The sequence below is a fragment of the Kitasatospora sp. NPDC001539 genome (assembly GCF_040298565.1).
Classification (GTDB): Bacteria; Actinomycetota; Actinomycetes; order Streptomycetales; family Streptomycetaceae; genus Kitasatospora.
Window position 1 is genome coordinate 27,556 of sequence record NZ_JBEPAK010000021.1, and the last position, 16,581, is coordinate 44,136.

A 16,581-nucleotide genomic window follows, 5' to 3' on the forward strand; every position below is an offset into this window, starting at 1 on the left:
CCCGGTATCAGTACGCGAGCGCACGGTCGACGGCGTCGAGCACGCGGTCCAGGTCGGGCAGGAACGCCTCCTCGACCCGGGACGGCGGGTACGGCGCGAAGTAGCCGCCGACCCGCAGGACCGGTGCCTCCAGGTGGTAGAAGCACCGCTCGGTCAGGCGGGCCGCGAGCTCGGCGCCCATGCCCATGAAGACCGGCGCCTCGTGCACCACGACGGCCCGCCCGGTGCGCTTGACCGACTCCTCCAGGGCGGCGAAGTCCACCGGGGAGAGCGAGCGCAGGTCGACGACCTCCAGCCGGCGGCCGTCCTCCTCGGCGGCCGCGGCGGCCTCCAGGCAGACCTTGACCATCGGGCCGTACGCGATCAGCGTCGCGTCGGTGCCGGGGCGGACGATCCGGGCCTCGTGCAGGCCCAGGTCGGCGGCGGCACCGACCTCGCCCTTGTCCCAGTACCGCCGCTTGGGCTCCAGGAAGATGACCGGGTCGTCCGACTCGATGGCCTGCCGCAGCATCCAGTGCGCGTCGTGCGCGCTGGACGGGGTGACCACCCGCAGGCCGGCGGTGTGCGCGAAGTACGCCTCGTGCGACTCGCTGTGGTGCTCGACCGCACCGATACCACCCGCGTAGGGGATGCGGACGGTGACCGGCATCTTGACGTGGCCCAGCGCGCGGGCGTGCATCTTGGCCAGCTGGGAGACGATCTGGTCGAAGGCCGGGTAGACGAAACCGTCGAACTGGATCTCCACCACCGGCCGGTAGCCGCGCAGGGCGAGGCCGATCGCGGTGCCCATGATGCCGGACTCGGCCAGCGGGCTGTCGATCACCCGGTCCTCGCCGAAGTCCTTCTGCAGGCCGTCGGTGATCCGGAAGACGCCGCCGAGCTTGCCGATGTCCTCGCCCATCAGGACGGTCTTCGGGTCGTTCTCCAGCGACTTGCGCAGCGCCTCGTTGAGCGCCTTGGCGATGCTCAGCTGACCGGCCATCAGTGGTTCTCCCCCGCCTCGAAGGAGGCCGCGTACTCGACGTACTCGGCCCGTTCCTCATCGACCAGTGCGTGCGGCTCGCTGTACACGTGGTCGAAGATCAGCGTCGGGTCCGGGTCCGGCATGCTGCGCACGCCCTCGCGCACCCGCAGGCCCAGCTGCTCGCTCTCGGCGTCGACGGCGGCGAAGAACTCCTCGTCCGCCAGGCCCTCCTTCTCCAGGTGGGCGCGCAGCCGCAGGATCGGGTCCTTGGCCTTCCAGGCCTCGGTCTCCTCGGCGAGCCGGTAGCGGGTGGGGTCGTCGGAGGTGGTGTGGGCGCCCATCCGGTAGGTGAAGGCCTCGATCAGCACCGGGCCGTTGCCGGTGCGGGCGTGGTCGAGCGCCCAGCGGGTGACCGCGAGGCAGGCCAGCACGTCGTTGCCGTCCACCCGGACGCCCGGGAAGCCGAAGCCGGAGGCGCGGCGGTACAGCGGGATCTTGGTCTGGGTGGTGGTGGGCTCGGAGATCGCCCACTGGTTGTTCTGGCAGAAGAACACCACCGGGGCGTTGTAGACCGAGGCGAAGGTGAAGGCCTCATTGACGTCGCCCTGGCTGGAGGCGCCGTCGCCGAAGTACGCGATCACCGCGTCGTCGGCGCCGTCCTTGGTGATGCCCATCGCGTAACCGGTGGCGTGCAGGGTCTGCGCGCCGATCACGATGGTGTACAGGTGGAAGTTCTTCTCGTTCGGGTCCCAGCCGCCGTGGTTCACGCCGCGGAACATGCCGAGCAGGTTCAGCGGGTCGACGTCGCGGCACCAGGCCACGCCGTGCTCGCGGTAGGTGGGGAAGGCGTAGTCGCCGGTGCGCATGGCGCGGCCGGAGCCGACCTGGGCGGCCTCCTGGCCCAGCAGCGAGGCCCACAGGCCCAGCTCGCCCTGGCGCTGGAGGGCGGTCGCCTCGCCGTCGAACCGGCGCACCAGCACCAGGTCGCGGTAGAGGGAGCGCAGCTCCTCCGGAGTGGTGGTGAGCGGGTAGTCCGGGTGCTCGACCCGCTCGCCTTCCGGGGTGAGCAGCTGGACGAGCTCCGGCTGGGCGTCCGTACCCGTGGCGCGGAGGGTGTCAGGGACGCCAGGGGCCGCCTTCTTGCGAGCCCTCGCCGTGCTTTTGACGGTCACGTTCACTCCTCGGTCTGTCCGGCCGCCCGGGGTCGCCGGTGACCGGTCCGGTCACCGCCTCGCGGGGCGCGCGTGGGTGTGCGCACCCACTGCGTGGCAGGTGGTGATCCTGTTCCGACGGCGTCCCTCACGAGAACGTTACCCAGCGTCCGCCCTTGGCGCGCTTGCGCTAGGACGTCCTACTTGTTCAGGGCCGACAACCCCGAGGGTGCCGCGTCCGGCTCGCCGTCGGAAGGGTGGGGGTGACGGTCGGCGTGACGCAGCTCTCAATTCGAGCGCCTTCAGGACACCAGCGCACGTTATCCGGGCGGACGCCCGTACGTAAGGGGGTTCTCGGTATCGGTTTCGGCGGCTGTGGCCGGATCGCGCCGTTGCGCCGAGGAGTGCGACAGGTCGTGTGTGCGGCGGTATGGGAGGCTTTGGGGGTGGCTGATAACGGACGAATCCGGGTGTTCCTCCTCGACGACCACGAGGTCGTCCGACGGGGCGTGCACGACCTGCTCTCGGTCGAGGACGACATCGAGGTGGTCGGCGAGGCCGGCACGGCCGCCGAGGCGATCACCCGGATCCCGGCGGTCCACCCCGACGTCGCGGTGCTCGACGTCCGGCTGCCGGACGGCAGCGGGGTCGAAGTCTGCCGCGAGGTCCGGTCCCGGCTGCCCGGGATCAAGTGCCTGATGCTCACCTCCTTCTCGGACGACGAGGCGCTGTTCGACTCGATCATGGCGGGTGCGTCCGGCTACGTCCTGAAGGCGATCCGGGGCACCGACCTGATCACCGCCGTCCGGGACGTCGCGGCGGGCCGCTCGCTGCTCGACCCGGTCGCCACCAGCCGGGTGCTCGCCCGGCTGCGGGACGGCGGCGAGCGGGAGGACGAGCGGCTGGCCCAGCTCACCCGGCAGGAGCGGCGGATCCTCGACCTGATCGGGGAGGGGATGACCAACCGCCAGATCGGCAACGAACTGCACCTGGCCGAGAAGACGGTGAAGAACTACGTCTCCAGCCTGCTCGCCAAGATGGGCATGGAGCGGCGCACCCAGGCGGCGGCCTTCGTGGCCCGGCACCAGGCCACCGACCACCAGCACTGAGCCGTCCGTTCGCACCGGGTCGTCCGGGCCAGGCCGTTCGCACCCGGCCGCGCTGCGCCGCGCCGCTCGCACGGGCCGTTCGCACCGGACCTGTTCACGCGCGGCCGTTCACGCCGGGGCCACATGCTCCTTACACATGCCTGACGGTTTGTCAAGGGCCCCCACCACAGGGCCATAACCTCTGCACGTGACTTTCAGCCAGACCCTCGCCTGCGCCCCGGCCCGTCCCGACCTCTCCGCCCCGCCGATAGGGACCCTCAGTCCGCCCGTTCCGCGCACCGCACTCGCCGAGGTCCTGGCCCGCTACGGGGTCGGGCGGCTGCTGGCCGTGGAACCGGTCGCCGAAGGCCTGCTGAACCGCGGCTACCGGGTCACCACCGAGGCCGGTCCCCACTTCCTGAAGTGCTACGTCGACGCCGCCACCGCCAACCGCCCGAAGATCCTCGCCCACCACCGCGCGATGACCGACCTGCAGGCCCTGGGACTGCCCGTCGCACCCCCGCTGACCTGCACCGATCGCGGCGGCACGGTCGCCGGGCGGGACGGCCGGCTGTTCGCGCTGTTCCCCTGGGTCGATGGCCGGCACCAGCACGGTACGGAGCTCCCCCTCCCGCAGTGCGACGCGCTGGGCACGCTGCTCGGCCGACTGCACGGCGCGCTCGACGACGTCTGCGCCCCTCTCGAGCAGCCCGCCGGCTACCGCAGCGCCGACCCCCTGGACAGCGCCGAGCTCGCCCGCGAACTGCGGCGCCGTGCCCGCGCGCACCGGCCGTACAGCGCCTTGGACGCCCTGGTCGAGCAACGGCTCGACGAACGGCTGGAACTGCTCGCCGAGCACGCCCACCGCCGCCCCGACCCGCGCGCGGCCCCGCCCACCGGCTGGACCCACGGCGACTTCCACGGCCTCAACCTGCTGCACGACGGCGGACGGGTCGCGGCCGTGATCGACTGGGACAAGCTCGGCCCCCAGCCACGCGCCGAGGAGGCCGTGCGGGCCGCCACGCTGCTCTTCAACGACCGCACCACCGGCACCCTGGACCTGGTCCGGGTCCGCCACTACTCCCAGGCCTACCGGGCCTCCGGTGCCGCCACCGCCGAGCACCTGGCCGCCGCCGTCCACCGGGTCTGGTGGGAGCGGCTGAACGACTTCTGGATGCTGCAGTGGCGCTACCAGCGGGCCGACCACCGGGCCGACCCGCTCTTCCCCGCCTCGGCGGGCCAGTTGGCCTGGTGGTGCCAGGAGTACGAGCAGGTCCTGGACGCCTTCGCCAACTGACCCGGGTGGTCAGTTCGTGCCCGAGCTGGGCGGCGCGGTCACCGGCGGGGCCGTCTTGGTCGGCACCGGCGGCAGCGTGCCGCCGCCCGAACTCGGCGTCGACGGCGCCGAAGTCGCCCCGCCGGTCGCCGTGGAGGTGGCCGTGGCGCCGTGGCTGCCGGTCGACGTCGGCGTCTGGGTCGGCGTCGGGGTCGACGTGTGCCGGCCCGAACTCGGCGACGGCGAGACGTTGTTGCCCCCGCCGTTGCCCGGGTAGTTGCCGGAGTCGGTCGGCTGCTGCGGCCGCCGGCTGCCGGACACCGACGGCGGCGGGGTCGACTGGCCGCTCTGGGTCGGCGTGGTGGGCTCGGTGGTGCTGATCACCGGGGCGGGTGTGTTCGGCGTGAGGTGCGTGTTGTCGTCGTGGCCGCCGCTGAGCGCGAAGGCGATCCCGGCGCCGGCGGCGAGCAGGACGGCGATCCCGCCGACCACCCAGCCCCACGGCCCGCGCCGGCGGCCGGAGCCGTCACCGTCGCCGTCCTCGCCGCCACCGCCACCGCCGTACGGGCCGCCGCCCGCCTGGTACGGCGAGGAGGGGGTGTGCGAGCCGCCCGTCGAGTACGGCAGCACGGAGGTCGCGTCGCCCGCGCCGACGGCGCCGAAGGCCTGGGTGGCCGCCGCCTGCCCCGGCCGGAGCACCTGGGTGGCCCCGGTGTCGCCCGGCAGCGCGCCCGCGGCGCCCGCCCAGCCGGCCCCGCCCGCGCCGTGCATCTCGCGCAGCGCGTGCTGCACGTGGGCGCGGAACTCGTCGGCGTCCTGGAAGCGGTCGTCCGGGTTCTTGGCGAGCGAGCGCAGCACCAGCGCGTCCAGCCCGGCCGGCACCCGGCTGTTGGCCTGCGAGGGCGGCACCGGCGGGTCCTGGACGTGCTGGTAGACCACCGACAGCGGGGTGTCGCCGGTGAACGGCGGGCGCAGCGCCAGCAGCTCGTAGAGCATGCAGCCGGCCGCGTACAGGTCGGAGCGGTGGTCGACCGCCTTGCCGAGCGCCTGCTCGGGCGACAGGTACTGCGGGGTGCCCATGACCATGCCGGTCTGGGTCATCGTGGTGGCCCCGCCGGTCAGCGCCCGGGCGATGCCGAAGTCCATCACCTTGACCGCGCCGGTGGTGGTGATGATCACGTTCGCGGGCTTGATGTCGCGGTGGACGATCCCGTTCCGGTGGCTGTAGGCGAGCGCCTCCAGCACCCCGGCGATGATGATCAGCGCCTGGTCGACCGGCGGCGCCTCCTCGTCCACCAGCAGCTCGCGGACGGTCCGGCCCTCGACCAGCTCCATCACGATGTACGGCGTGGACTCGTCCCCGACGTACTCCTCGCCCGTGTCGTAGACCGAGACGATCGAGTGGTGGTTCAGCGCCGCGACGGCGTGCGCCTCGCGGGTGAACCGCAGCCGGGCGACCTCGTCCTGGGCCAGCTCGCCGCGGAGCAGCTTGACCGCCACGGTGCGGCCCAGCCGCACGTCCTCGGCGGCGAAGACCTCGGCCATGCCGCCGCGGCCGAGCCGGTGGGTCAGCCGGTACCGGCCGTCGCCGACCGTGCCCAGCGGGGCGGCGGTGCCGCGCCCCGGGGTCTGCGGCCCGCCCCGGCCGAAGGGCGGCAGCGCGGAGGTCGCGGATTCGCTGCCCGGCTCGGGAATCCGCGGCGTCCCGCCGGTCCGTCCGTCCGCTCGGGCACCCGCGTCGTCGTCCGGCTGCTGCGTCTGTGCCATCGCTCCTCGCCCCGGGCGTTCGCTCGGAATCGCGGTGCCCTGTCGCTTACGTATCCCCGAACGCTACCGCTTCCGGCACGGACCCGTGACACGCCCGAACCAGCCGGATTCCGTCAGAGCAGGCCGTTCCGGTCGGCCGGCCGGTCCAGGACCAGCACCGAGGCCGGCCGCTCGGCGTGCCCGCTGTAGCCGGTCTTGGTCTTGTCCTGTGCCCGGCTCACCACGATCGCGATGATGATCCCGGCCAGGACCAGCACGCCGACGATGATCGCGACGACCACGAAGGCCGTGGAGCAGCCGCCGGCGTTGGGCTTCGGCTGCTGGTACGGCGGCATCGTCTGCGGCCCCGGGGCGCGCATCGGCTGCGGGAAGGGCTGCGGCGTGTGCGGGGCCTGGGAGCGCGGCGTCTGGTACGCCGGCGGCGGGGTCCGGTACTGCGGCTGCTGGGCCGCCCCCTGCTGCGGGAACTGCGGGCGCGGCGTCTGGTACGCCGGCGGCGGGGTCTGGTACTGGGGCTGCTGGCCCCCGCCCTGCTGGAGGAACTGCGGGTGCGGGGTCTGCGGGGCCTGGGGGTGCGGGGTCTGCGGCGCGGCGTGCACCGCGCGCGGACCCTCGTTGATCACCAGCGGGGTGCTCGCCCGGAGGGACTGCCCGCCGCCCTTCAGCTCCGCGATCAGCCGCTCCGCCTCGTCCCGCATCGCGGCGGCGCTCTGGAAGCGGTGGGCCGGGTCCTTGCGCAGCGCCTGGGCGACGTAGGCGTCCACGGCCGGGGTGATCGAGCGGTTGAGGGTGGAGGGAGCCGGCGGCTCCTCCTGAACGTGCTTGTAGGCGATCGAGAAGGCCGAGTCGCCGTCGAAGACCAGCTGGCCGGTGAGCATCTCGAAGAGCATCACGCCGACCGAGTACAGGTCGGAGCGGGCGTCCACCGGCTTGCCGAGGGCCTGCTCGGGCGAGAGGTACTGCGGGGTCCCGACGACCATGCCGGTCTGCGTCATGGACGTCACGCCGGACTCCAGCGCCCGGGCGATGCCGAAGTCCATGACCTTGACGTTGCCCTTGCGGTCGAACATGACGTTCCCGGGCTTGATGTCGCGGTGCACCAGGCCCATGTCGTGCGAGGCCTCCAGGGCGTTCAGCACCCCGACGGTGACCTTCAGGGCCTCCTCGGTGGGCACCGCGCCGTACTGGGCGACCGCCTCGTTGATCGTCTCGCGCAGGCCCTTGCCGTCGATCAGCTGCATGACGATGTACGGCGTGCTGGAGCCGTCCGGGGCGACGTCCTCGCCGCTGTCGTACACCGTGACGATGTTGGGGTGCTCCAGGCGGGCCACCGCCTGGGCCTCGCGGCGGAACCGCTCCTTGAACGAGTCGTCCCGGCCCAGCTCGCTGTGCATGCTCTTCAGCGCGACCTGCCGGTCCAGCACGCTGTCGTACGCGAGGTGCACGGAGGCCATGCCGCCCTCACCCAGCAGCCGCTGCAGCACATAGCGGCCGTTGCCCAGGGAGAAGCCCTCGACCGCCGCGTTGCCGTGCTCGCTCATGGTCCTCTGCTCCCCCTCGGCGCGGCCGTGCTGCCGCAGCCGTGACGTTCGGTCTCGTCCGTGCGTGGTGGGCCCGGCCCGCTGGCCTGGCGGACCCCTGTCGCGGCGGCGCGACCGGCCAGCGACAGGGGTCAGGGTATCGGCTCCCGCGGACGGTGACCGGTCCAGGGGCGATGCTCGCCCCGGACCGCCGGCGCCCGTTCCACGGCGGTGCGGCCCGGGGCGGATCGTCGCGGTACGTCCCGTCGTGCGGGCGCCCTACAGGTAGGGACCCGAGCGGATGCCGCGGCCCTGGCCCGGCTCCTCCTCGTCGGCGTCACCGCCGTGCAGACCGGGCGGCAGGGCGCGGCGCATCTGCTCCAGCTGGGCCCGGGCGGCCATCTGCTGGGCGAACAGGGCGGTCTGGATGCCGTGGAACAGGCCCTCCAGCCACCCCACCAGCTGGGCCTGGGCGATCCGCAGCTCGGCCTCGGTCGGGATGCTGTCCTCGGTGAAGGGCAGCGAGAGCCGCTCCAGCTCGGCGACCAGCTCGGGCGCCAGCCCCAGCTCCAGCTCTTTGATCGAGCTGGCGTGGATGTCCTTCAGCCGGGCCCGACTGGCCTCGTCGAGGGGCGCGGCCCGGACTTCCTCCAGCAGCTGCTTGATCATGCTGCCGATGCGCATGACCTTGGCGGGCTGCTCGACCATCTCGGTCACCGGGAGCTCGCGCGGGGCGTCGCCCTCGTCGTCCCCGTCCCCCGAACCGCCGGCGAACCCCTGGCCCACCGGCAGCCCGTCCGGTCCGACGATCAGCACCTTCTGGCCGTCCTGCGACTGCCCGCCGGCGGCCCGGAGGGGCTCCTGCGACGAGCGCTCGTTCATCGGATTCGTCATGAACAACATTCTCTCTCACTGGGGTTGGTCGGGCGGAAGCCCCCGTTCGTCCCGCCGGCCTGCGCCACCCGCTCACGACGGTACGCCCCGGGGCCCCGCGCGGGAATCCGTACGGATACTCAGTTCCCCGCCACCGTTGCGCCCGGATCCCGCCCCGGAACCCGCACCGAACCTCCACTCCGGAGGGGCGGGCGCGGTCCGGGCGCGGGGCGGCTGCGGCTGGGGGCGGGGCGGCGCGGACGCTCGAGCGGCCGACCGGTTCAGCCCTTGCGCAGGCGCAGGCCGATCAGGCCGAGGCCGCAGCCGATGAGGCCGAGGCCCACGCCGAGCGGCAGCTGGAGGGTGGACGGGTCCTGCCAGCGGGCCGGGAGGACCAGGGGGACGGCGGGAGCCGCCACGGCCTGGCCGGCCGAGGCCGCGACGGCGTCCTGGCCGGCGGCCTGGGCGTCCTGGCCGTTGGCGTCGGCGTCCGGGTCCTGGGCCTGGTCGGGCGCCTGGTCCGGCGCCTGCTCGGACACCTGTGCCGGGGCCCGGTCGGGGGCCTGCGCGGGCGGTTGCTCGACGGCCTGGTCGACGGCCTGGTCGGGCGCCTGCTCCGGCGCCACGTCGGGGCGTTCCGGCGCCGACGCCGGGCGGTGCCGGTGGACCCGGGGGAAGTCGCCCGGGTACGGGCGCGACCACGGGGGACCGGGGTGCTGCGGCGGTGCGGCCGACAGCCCCGTGCCCGTGCTCACGTCGGCGCCGGTTCCGGCAGTCGTGTCGGCACTCGGTCCGGCGCCCATGTCGGCACTCGGGTCGGCGCCCATGTCGGTACTCGGGTCGGCGCTCACGCCGGCACCGGCGTCGGAGTTCGACGGGGGCTCCGCGACCGCCGCCGATGCGGCGGCCAGCGGGAGCGTGAGCCCCAGCACGGCTGCCGCGAGCAGCCTGCGGGTGCGGTGAGTACGACGGTGGTGCGGCGCAGCGGGCAGCGGCCCGAGGGGTGCGTGCGGAGTTGCGGCCACGGTCGGAGTCCTTCCGACGGCCGACCGCGCCCGGGGGCGGGTCGGCGGCGGGACAGCTCCGGACCAGCCTCACACATTCCGACCGGTGCGGCATGTCGACCGAGCCATGCGCCCGCCACGCCTCCCGCCGACGGCAGGCCGCAGACCGCGACCCCCTCGGGCCACGCCTCCCTCAGGCCTTCAGCACGACCTTCCCCACCGGCTCCCCCGCCTCCAGCGCCCGGTGCGCCGCGCCGGCCTCGGTCAACGGCAGCACCCGGTCCACCACCGGCTTCACCACGCCGGACTCGACCAGCGGCCACACGTGCTCCCGCACCGCCGCCACGATCGCCGCCTTCTCCGCCAGCGGCCGCCCGCGCAGGTTGGTGCCGATCACCGCGGCCCGCTTGCGCAGCAGCGCGTTGAGGTCCAGCTCGGCCTTCACCCCGCCCTGCAGGCCGATGATCACCAGGCGGCCGTTGACCGCCAGGGCGTCCACGTTCCGCTGCAGGTACTTGGCACCCATGATGTCCAGGACGACGTCCGCCCCGGCACCGTCGGTGGCCTTCCGCAGTTCCTCCACGAAGTCCTGCTCGCGGTAGTCGATCGCGATGTCCGCACCCAGCTCGGTACACCGGGCGAGCTTCGCCGCGCTGCCCGCCGTCACCGCGACCCGCGCGCCGACGGCCTTGGCCAGCTGGATCGCCATCGTCCCGATGCCGCTCGCGCCGCCGTGCAGCAGCACCGTCTCGCCGGGGCGCAGGTGGGCGGTGAGGAAGACGTTGGACCAGACGGTGCAGACCACCTCGGGCAGCGCCGCGGCCTGCTCCGGGCTCAGCCCCTTCGGCAGCGGCAGCAGCTGCCCGCTCGGCACGGCGACCCGCTGCGCGTAACCGCCCCCGGCCAGCAGCGCGCACACCTCGTCGCCGACCGCCCACCCGGACACCCCCGGCCCGAGCGCGACGATCCGGCCGGCGCACTCCAGCCCGGGGTACGGCGAGGCGCCGGGCGGCGGGTCGTAGAAGCCCTGCCGCTGGAGCAGATCGGCCCGGTTGACGGCGGTGGCCGCGACCTCGACCAGGACCTCGCCCTCACCGGGCACCACATCGGGAACCTCGGCCCACACGAGCGCCTCGGGGCCGCCGGGCACGGGAATCGTCATCGCATGCATGGTCCGAACCTACTGCCCGGCGCGGCCGGCCGGGGCTCAGGCCCCGCTCCGGCCGGTCGACTTGATGACGATCACCCGGTCGGTGAGCTGCAGCACGGCGGCCTCCGGATCGTCGTAGTTGAGCACCCGCCGGCCCCGGACCACCGCGACCACCAGGTCCTCGCACGCGCGCGGGCCGCGTCCCGCCTCGGCCCGGGTGACCGGCCGCTCGACCACGTCCAGCCCGTTCCCGTACGTCAGCAGGTCCTCCATCACCGCCCCGGCGTGCGGGCTGAGCATCGACAGTCCGAGCAGCCGACCGGCCGAACTGGAGCTGGTCACCACGACGTCGGCGCCGCTCTGCCGCAGCAGCGGCGCGTTCTCGTCCTCCCGCACCGCCGCGACCACGGTGGCGGTCCGGTTCAACTGCCGCGCCGTCAGGGTGATCAGGACGGCGGTGTCGTCCCGCTCCGGCGCGACCACCACCCGGGCGGCGACGGGCAGCGCGGCCCGCACCAGGGTGTCGGTCCTGGTCGCGTCGCCGACCACCCCGACCAGGCCGTACTGCGAGGCCTGGTCGATCACCTTACGCTGCGGGTCGACGACCACGATCTCCTCCTTCGCCACCCCCTGTCCGAGCAGGGTGTCGACGGCGCTGCGCCCCTTCGTCCCGAAGCCGATGACGACGGTGTGCTCGCGCACGGTGGACCTCCAGCGGTTCAACCGCCACTGCAGGCGGGTCCGTTCGGTGAGCACCTCCAGCGTGGTGCCGACCAGGATGATCAGGAACAGCACGCGCAGCGGGGTGATCACGAAGATGTTGGTGAGCCGCGCGCTGTCGCTGTACGGGGTGATGTCGCCGTAGCCGGTGGTGGAGAGCGTCACGGTGGCGTAGTACGCGGCGTCCAGGAAGCTGACCCCGCCGCCCGCGTTGTCGTGGTAGCCGTCCCGGTCCAGGTAGACGGCCACCGTGGTGGCGACCAGCACAGCGAGCGCCAGCAGCAGCCGGGAGCCGACCTGCCGGACGGCGGGCGCGGCGGGCCTGGCGGGGAGCACGATCCCGGCGTCCGCCCACGGCTCGGCACCGGGGGCGCCGCGCCGCGATCCGCTCACGGTGCCTCCAGCAGCTCGACCGTCTCCCCGGCCGCCGCCCCGCCGGGCGGGATGACGGCCAGTGCCTCGGCCCGGGCGAGGCCGCGCAGCATCGCCGGTCCGTCGAAGGCGAGGGGCACCACCCCCTCGGCGGTGCGCCGCACCGGTTGCAGCCGGGTGTCGGCCGGGTGCCCGGGCAGCAGCACGGCCGCCGTGGCGAGCGCGGGTGCCGGGACGGTCCGTCCCGCGCGGGCGTGCAGCAACGGCAGGCCGAGCGTGAGCATCCCGGCGACGGCGGCCAGCGGGTTGCCGGGCAGCCCCACCAGGTGGCGCCCGCCGGGGAGTTCGGCCAGCAGCATGGGGTGGCCCGGCCGCACGGCGACGCCGTCCACCAGCAGCCGGGCGCCGGCCTCGGCGAGTGCCCGGTGCAGGAAGTCCACCGGCCCGGCGGCCGTCCCCCCGGTGGTCACCGTGACGTCGGCGGTGGAGTGCCGCAGCGCGTCCCGCAGCAGCCCGTAGTCGTCCCGGACGCACCGGACGTCGGCCACCTCCGCGCCGACCGCCCGGAGCCAGGGCGGCAGCAGCGGACCGAGCGCGTCCCGGACCAGTCCCGGCCCGGGAATCCCCGTGTCCATCAACTCATCTCCCAGCACCAGCAGTTGGACCACGGGACGGCGCCGGACGGCGAGCCGGTCGTGGCCGCAGGCGGCGGCCAGCCCGAGCACCGCCGGTCCGATCACCGTCCCGGCGGGCAGCAACTCCTCCCCCCTGCGGCACTCCTGACCGCGGGGGCGGACGTCCTGGCCGGTGGTCAACGGCTGCGGGCCGCGGTCGTGCAGCAGGGTGCCGTCCGTCCGCCCGTGCTCGCGGCGCAGTACGGCGGTCGCGCCGGGCGGCAGTTGGGCTCCGGTGGCGATCTCCACGGCGTAGCCGTCGGCCAGCCGCTCCACCTCGGCGCGGCCGGCCAGCACCCGCCCGCAGACCCGCCAGGGCCCGGGGCCGGCGACGGCCCAGCCGTCCATCGCGGAGGTGTCGAAGGCGGGCAGGTCGGTCAGCGCGGCCAGCGGTTCGGCGAGGGTGCGTCCGAGGCTCTCGGCCAGGGGCACCCCGACCGCCGGCAGCGGACCCAGCCCGGCGCGGCGGGCGGTCTCCCGGGCCCGCGGCCAGCTCAGCGTGGCGGGACCGGCGGACGGTGCCGCCGCGGCGGTCCGCCCGGCCGCACTCACGACTCGTCCGGGCCGGCGGCGGGCCAGCGCTCGGCGAGTGCCGCGACCCGCCGGGACGCCTCGGCCACGGCCGCCGCCCCGCCGCCCCGTTGCGCGGCCGCGTAGCCGATCAGGAAGGCGGTCAGCGGCGCGGCCGGCCGGGCCACCCCGTGCGCGACCACCCGGGCTCCGTCGAGCAGGCCCCGGACGTCCACGTCCAGGTCGATGCCCAGGTCGGCCTTGACCTCGGCGATCCAGTCTTCCAGCGTGCGCTCCATGCGCCCATGCTGCCCGATCGGCGGTTTCCCCCGTGTGTTCACCCCGTGCGCGGGGCGCGTCGTTTCCCGCACGGGCCGGTGGCACGGCCGGTGAGGGCGCGCTCCGGCCGGGACCGGTGAAGCCGTGCTCCGGCCGGGACCGGTGAGACCCCGCCGGCTCCGCGCGCCCGCCCTACGACCGCTCCCGCTCCCGGGCCCGTTCCAGGTCCTCCCAGGTGTCGCAGTCGTGCGCGACGTCGTCGGTGTCGGCCACCGGCAGCCGGGGCAGCCCTCCGACGAGCCGGCGCAGCGGGAGGCCGGCCGGATCGCCGAGGGCGGTCAGCGCCGTGCGCAGCGGGGCGGTGCGGTAGGCGGCGGCGAGCGGCTGGTCGCGTCCGCCCGCGTCGACGAGTACGGCGGCCGCGACGGTCGGTCCGGCGGCGTCGAGGGCGCCGGCCAGCCGGTCCACCGTCCGCCGGTCCAGGAAGGGCAGGTCGGCGGCGAGCAGCAGCACGGTGTCCGCGGTGACCAGGTCGAGCCCGGCCGCGACGGCGGCGACCGGGCCGCCGCCGGGCGGCTGCTCCCTGGTCCAGCGGACCCCGGTGCGGGCGGTCGGCCGGGCGGGGCCGACCACGACGGTGGTCCGCGCGCCGGTGCAGGCGGCGAGCACCCGGTCGAGCAGGGTGATCCCGCCCACGCTCAGACCGGGCTTGTCGGCCCCGCCGAGGCGGCGGGCGGCGCCGCCCGCCGGGACGATCACGTCGTACGGCGTCATCTGGCCAGTATCCGTCCGGCCGGGCCGCGCGCCGCCCGGCCACCCGTCCGGACCTGCTCGCCGGTGCCCCGTGCGTCGGGGACGGACCGGTCGGAGCGCTGCGCGTCGGGGCCCGGGGCCGTCCGGACCTGCTCGCCCTCCGGGGCCGAGCTGCCCGGTGCGCTACCGGTCCGGCTCGTCCCCGGCCGGCTCGTCCTCGACGATCTCCGCGTCGATGATCCCGTCCTCCGCCTCCGCGGCCGCCGCCCGGGCGGTGTTCGCCGCCGCGCCCAGCTCCAGGAAGGACGGCAGGGTCAGCTCCCCGTACCGCTCGTTCATCGCCGTGACCAGGGCCTCCGGGTCGTGCGGGTACGCGGCCAGGGCCAGGTCGAAGTCCCGCAGGTACGCCCCGGTGAAGGCGAGCACCCGGGCCGCGTCGTCCCCCTGGTCGGGAGCGCGGTGCCCGGCGATCACCCGGTCCACGCCGAGCTCGGCGATCCGGCGGAGGTTGTGGCCCCAGGTGGTGCGCTGGGCCGGGGTGGTGTCGGCGGTCCAGAGGTGGGTGCCGTTGCCGACGAAGTCCCCGGCGATGACGGTCCGGGTGCTGGGCACGTGGACGACGGTGGACTCCCCGCAGTCGGCCTGGCCGAGCAGCAGCACCGGGATCACCTGGCGGTCGAGCATCAGCGGCTGCGGCAGCAGCGGGGCCGGCACCAGCGGGTGGTCCGGGATGTCGTCGCCGTACACGGGCTTCCACTGGGCGACCTTGGCGGCGACGGTCCGCCGGATGCCCTCCACCACGGCCGGCGCGGCCAGCAGTCGGGCGTCCGGGAAGAGTCGCAGCACCTCCTCGGCGCCGAAGTAGTGGTCGGGGTGCTGGTGGGTGACCACGATGGCGAGGAGTCGGCGGCCCTTGCCCGCGACCCATTCGGCCAGCTCCCGCCCGGCGCTGCGGGTGAGCTGGGCGTCCACCAGGATCGCGGTCCGCTCGCCGAGGATCAGCGTGGAGGTGGTGAAGAAGGCCGATTCGGGACCGGTGAAGACGGCGACCTCCAGCGGCGGGGCGCTCTCCTCGCGCGGGGACGACGTCACGGGCTGCTCCCTCTGGTCGGCGGTCGGACTCCCTGCGCCCTACAGCATGGGAGCACCGGCGGCCGAATGCGCGGAAGGCGCGCCCGATGGGGCGCGCCTTCGGGGGAGCCTCACGCCGCGGCGCGGGCGGCCGCCTCCTTGCCGCGGCGGGCGGCCAGCTCGAGCGCCTGCGCCTTGGACTCGACGGACTTCGGGACGAAGTCGGCCATCGCCGGGACCTTCCCGGCCAGGGTGAACTCCGGGACGATGAAGTCGACCTCCAGCCCGAGCATGCCGGTCAGCACCTTCTCCAGGTAGGTGATGACGAACTCGTACGGCTCGCGCGGGGCGCCGGGCGCGTAGGAGCCGCCGCGCGGAGCGACCACGGTGACCGGGGTGCCCTTGGCGGAGGGTGCGTCGCCGGCGGTGCGGCCGACCAGGATCACCTGGTCCAGCCAGGCCTTGAGGGTCGACGGGATCGTGAAGTTGTACATCGGGGTGCCGATCACCACGGCGTCGGCGCCCTCGAGCTCGGCCATCAGCTCCTCGCGCAGCGCGAAGGCGGCGGCCTGCTCGGCGGTGCGGCCCTCGGCGGGGACGAAGGCGGCGCTGATGCCGTCCATGTCGAGGTGGGGCAGCTGGTCGGCGGCGAGGTCCCGGTAGATCACGGTGCCGTCGGGGTGCTCGGCCAGCCAGGCGGCCCGGAAGGCGGCCGTGACCTCGCGGGAGACGGAGCCGTCGGCGACCGCGGAGGAGTCGAGGTGCAGGAGCGTGGGCATGGCGGAGCCTCCGGAGAGTTAGTCTCTACTCTTTCGTCTGTAGCTGCAACTAACGTAGCAGCTTACTTTTCTATAGTCACTACGGGCAGGTCGAGTACGCTGGTGCCATGGCCGAGCACGAGGTAGTGACCGATGGGGAGCCGACCGCCGTGGCGGCGTGCGCCGGCGGGGACCAGGCCGGCTGCTTCAACGTCGAGCTGGCGCTGACCCGGGTGTTCACCCTGCTCGGCAAGCGCTGGACCGGCCTGCTGCTGGCCGTGCTCAACCAGAGCGGCCCCGCCTACTTCTCCGAGCTGCGCCGCGCGATCCCGGGCATCAGCGAACGGATGCTCTCCGACCGGCTGACCGAGCTGACCGAGGCCGGGATGGTCGTCCGCGAGGTCGACGCGGGGCCCCCGTTGCGGGTCAGCTACCGGCTCACCGAAGGCGGCGCCGCGCTGAAGCCCGCGCTCACCGAGCTGGCCGTCTGGGCCGACCGCTACCTGCCGGAGACCGCCCTCAGGGGCGGCTGCTGACCGCTCGCTCCCGCGCCCGGCTCACCGGGCTCGACGACGTTCCCCCAGTTCCGAACGACGTCCCCGCGACAACGGCGGCCGCCACTGCAGCTTCCCCACTCGGGTCGTTCTGTGA

The 16,581-nt window shown here is 74.5% G+C and carries 14 protein-coding genes and 2 pseudogenes; 3 read left to right on the forward strand and 13 right to left on the reverse strand.

Going from position 1 to position 16,581, the window contains the following annotated elements; genetic code table 11:
- Positions 1 to 7 precede the first annotated feature (7 nt).
- Positions 8 to 982 (reverse strand): alpha-ketoacid dehydrogenase subunit beta, encoded by a 975-nt coding sequence (locus ABT247_RS06450; RefSeq protein ID WP_502892394.1) that lies wholly within the window; start codon positions 980 to 982, stop codon positions 8 to 10.
- Positions 982 to 2,136, reverse strand: a complete 1,155-nt coding sequence (gene pdhA, locus ABT247_RS06455; protein ID WP_392896025.1) for a pyruvate dehydrogenase (acetyl-transferring) E1 component subunit alpha — start codon at positions 2,134 to 2,136, stop codon at positions 982 to 984. Before pdhA ends, ABT247_RS06450 begins: the two co-directional genes overlap by 1 nt.
- Positions 2,137 to 2,561: 425 nt before the next feature.
- Here pdhA and ABT247_RS06460 point away from each other — a divergent pair, with 425 nt between their 5' ends.
- Positions 2,562 to 3,224, forward strand: coding sequence for a response regulator (locus ABT247_RS06460; protein WP_350738864.1), 663 nt, complete (start codon positions 2,562 to 2,564; stop codon positions 3,222 to 3,224).
- Between the two features lie 187 nt (positions 3,225 to 3,411).
- Entirely contained in the window at positions 3,412 to 4,500 is a 1,089-nt protein-coding gene (locus ABT247_RS06465; RefSeq protein ID WP_350738867.1) for a phosphotransferase enzyme family protein, read from the forward strand.
- A gap of 9 nt (positions 4,501 to 4,509) precedes the next feature.
- Here the strand turns inward: ABT247_RS06465 and ABT247_RS06470 are convergent, their stop codons facing one another.
- From ABT247_RS06470 to ABT247_RS06520, 11 genes and pseudogenes are all read right to left on the reverse strand, one after another.
- The gene (locus ABT247_RS06470; protein ID WP_350738870.1) at positions 4,510 to 6,246 is read right to left on the reverse strand and encodes a protein kinase domain-containing protein; all 1,737 of its coding nucleotides are present in this window, start codon (positions 6,244 to 6,246) and stop codon (positions 4,510 to 4,512) included.
- Between the two features lie 113 nt (positions 6,247 to 6,359).
- Positions 6,360 to 7,787, reverse strand: a complete 1,428-nt coding sequence (locus ABT247_RS06475; RefSeq protein WP_350738872.1) for a protein kinase domain-containing protein — start codon at positions 7,785 to 7,787, stop codon at positions 6,360 to 6,362.
- Positions 7,788 to 8,045: 258 nt separating this feature from the next.
- Positions 8,046 to 8,660, reverse strand: a complete 615-nt coding sequence (locus ABT247_RS06480) for a bacterial proteasome activator family protein (protein WP_350738875.1) — start codon at positions 8,658 to 8,660, stop codon at positions 8,046 to 8,048.
- Positions 8,661 to 8,920: 260 nt separating this feature from the next.
- Positions 8,921 to 9,664: a hypothetical protein gene (locus ABT247_RS06485; RefSeq protein ID WP_350738878.1), complete on the reverse strand. Its 744-nt coding sequence runs from the start codon at positions 9,662 to 9,664 to the stop codon at positions 8,921 to 8,923.
- Positions 9,665 to 9,836: 172 nt separating this feature from the next.
- Positions 9,837 to 10,814: an NAD(P)H-quinone oxidoreductase gene (locus tag ABT247_RS06490; protein WP_350738880.1), complete on the reverse strand. Its 978-nt coding sequence runs from the start codon at positions 10,812 to 10,814 to the stop codon at positions 9,837 to 9,839.
- A 36-nt stretch (positions 10,815 to 10,850) separates the two neighbouring features.
- Positions 10,851 to 11,852: a potassium channel family protein gene (locus tag ABT247_RS06495; protein ID WP_350738897.1), complete on the reverse strand. Its 1,002-nt coding sequence runs from the start codon at positions 11,850 to 11,852 to the stop codon at positions 10,851 to 10,853.
- A 50-nt stretch (positions 11,853 to 11,902) separates the two neighbouring features.
- Complete coding sequence (locus ABT247_RS06500; RefSeq protein WP_350738883.1) at positions 11,903 to 13,111, reverse strand: molybdopterin molybdotransferase MoeA; 1,209 nt, start codon at positions 13,109 to 13,111, stop codon at positions 11,903 to 11,905.
- Positions 13,108 to 13,386 (reverse strand): annotated as a pseudogene (locus tag ABT247_RS06505) (DUF6457 domain-containing protein); the annotation flags it as partial. The pseudogene ABT247_RS06505 and the gene ABT247_RS06500, both read right to left, overlap by 4 nt.
- A gap of 160 nt (positions 13,387 to 13,546) precedes the next feature.
- Positions 13,547 to 14,122, reverse strand: a pseudogene (mobA, locus tag ABT247_RS06510) (molybdenum cofactor guanylyltransferase); the annotation flags it as partial.
- A gap of 162 nt (positions 14,123 to 14,284) precedes the next feature.
- Positions 14,285 to 15,193: an MBL fold metallo-hydrolase gene (locus tag ABT247_RS06515; protein WP_350738886.1), complete on the reverse strand. Its 909-nt coding sequence runs from the start codon at positions 15,191 to 15,193 to the stop codon at positions 14,285 to 14,287.
- Positions 15,194 to 15,303: 110 nt separating this feature from the next.
- Complete coding sequence (locus ABT247_RS06520; RefSeq protein ID WP_350738888.1) at positions 15,304 to 15,951, reverse strand: FMN-dependent NADH-azoreductase; 648 nt, start codon at positions 15,949 to 15,951, stop codon at positions 15,304 to 15,306.
- Positions 15,952 to 16,058: 107 nt separating this feature from the next.
- Here ABT247_RS06520 and ABT247_RS06525 point away from each other — a divergent pair, with 107 nt between their 5' ends.
- Positions 16,059 to 16,466 (forward strand): winged helix-turn-helix transcriptional regulator, encoded by a 408-nt coding sequence (locus ABT247_RS06525; RefSeq protein ID WP_350738891.1) that lies wholly within the window; start codon positions 16,059 to 16,061, stop codon positions 16,464 to 16,466.
- The last annotated feature ends 115 nt before the right edge of the window (positions 16,467 to 16,581 follow it).

Bases quoted from the DNA above. Each gene is read 5' to 3' on its own strand.
- ABT247_RS06480 (WP_350738875.1), bottom strand. From the start codon at position 8,660: ATGACGAATCCGATGAACGAGCGCTCGTCGCAGGAGCCCCTCCGGGCC.
- ABT247_RS06525 (WP_350738891.1), top strand. From the start codon at position 16,059: ATGGCCGAGCACGAGGTAGTGACCGATGGGGAGCCGACCGCCGTGGCG.
- ABT247_RS06475 (WP_350738872.1), bottom strand. From the start codon at position 7,787: ATGAGCGAGCACGGCAACGCGGCGGTCGAGGGCTTCTCCCTGGGCAAC.
- ABT247_RS06450 (WP_502892394.1), bottom strand. From the start codon at position 982: ATGGCCGGTCAGCTGAGCATCGCCAAGGCGCTCAACGAGGCGCTGCGC.
- ABT247_RS06490 (WP_350738880.1), bottom strand. From the start codon at position 10,814: ATGCATGCGATGACGATTCCCGTGCCCGGCGGCCCCGAGGCGCTCGTG.
- ABT247_RS06520 (WP_350738888.1), bottom strand. From the start codon at position 15,951: ATGCCCACGCTCCTGCACCTCGACTCCTCCGCGGTCGCCGACGGCTCC.
- ABT247_RS06470 (WP_350738870.1), bottom strand. From the start codon at position 6,246: ATGGCACAGACGCAGCAGCCGGACGACGACGCGGGTGCCCGAGCGGAC.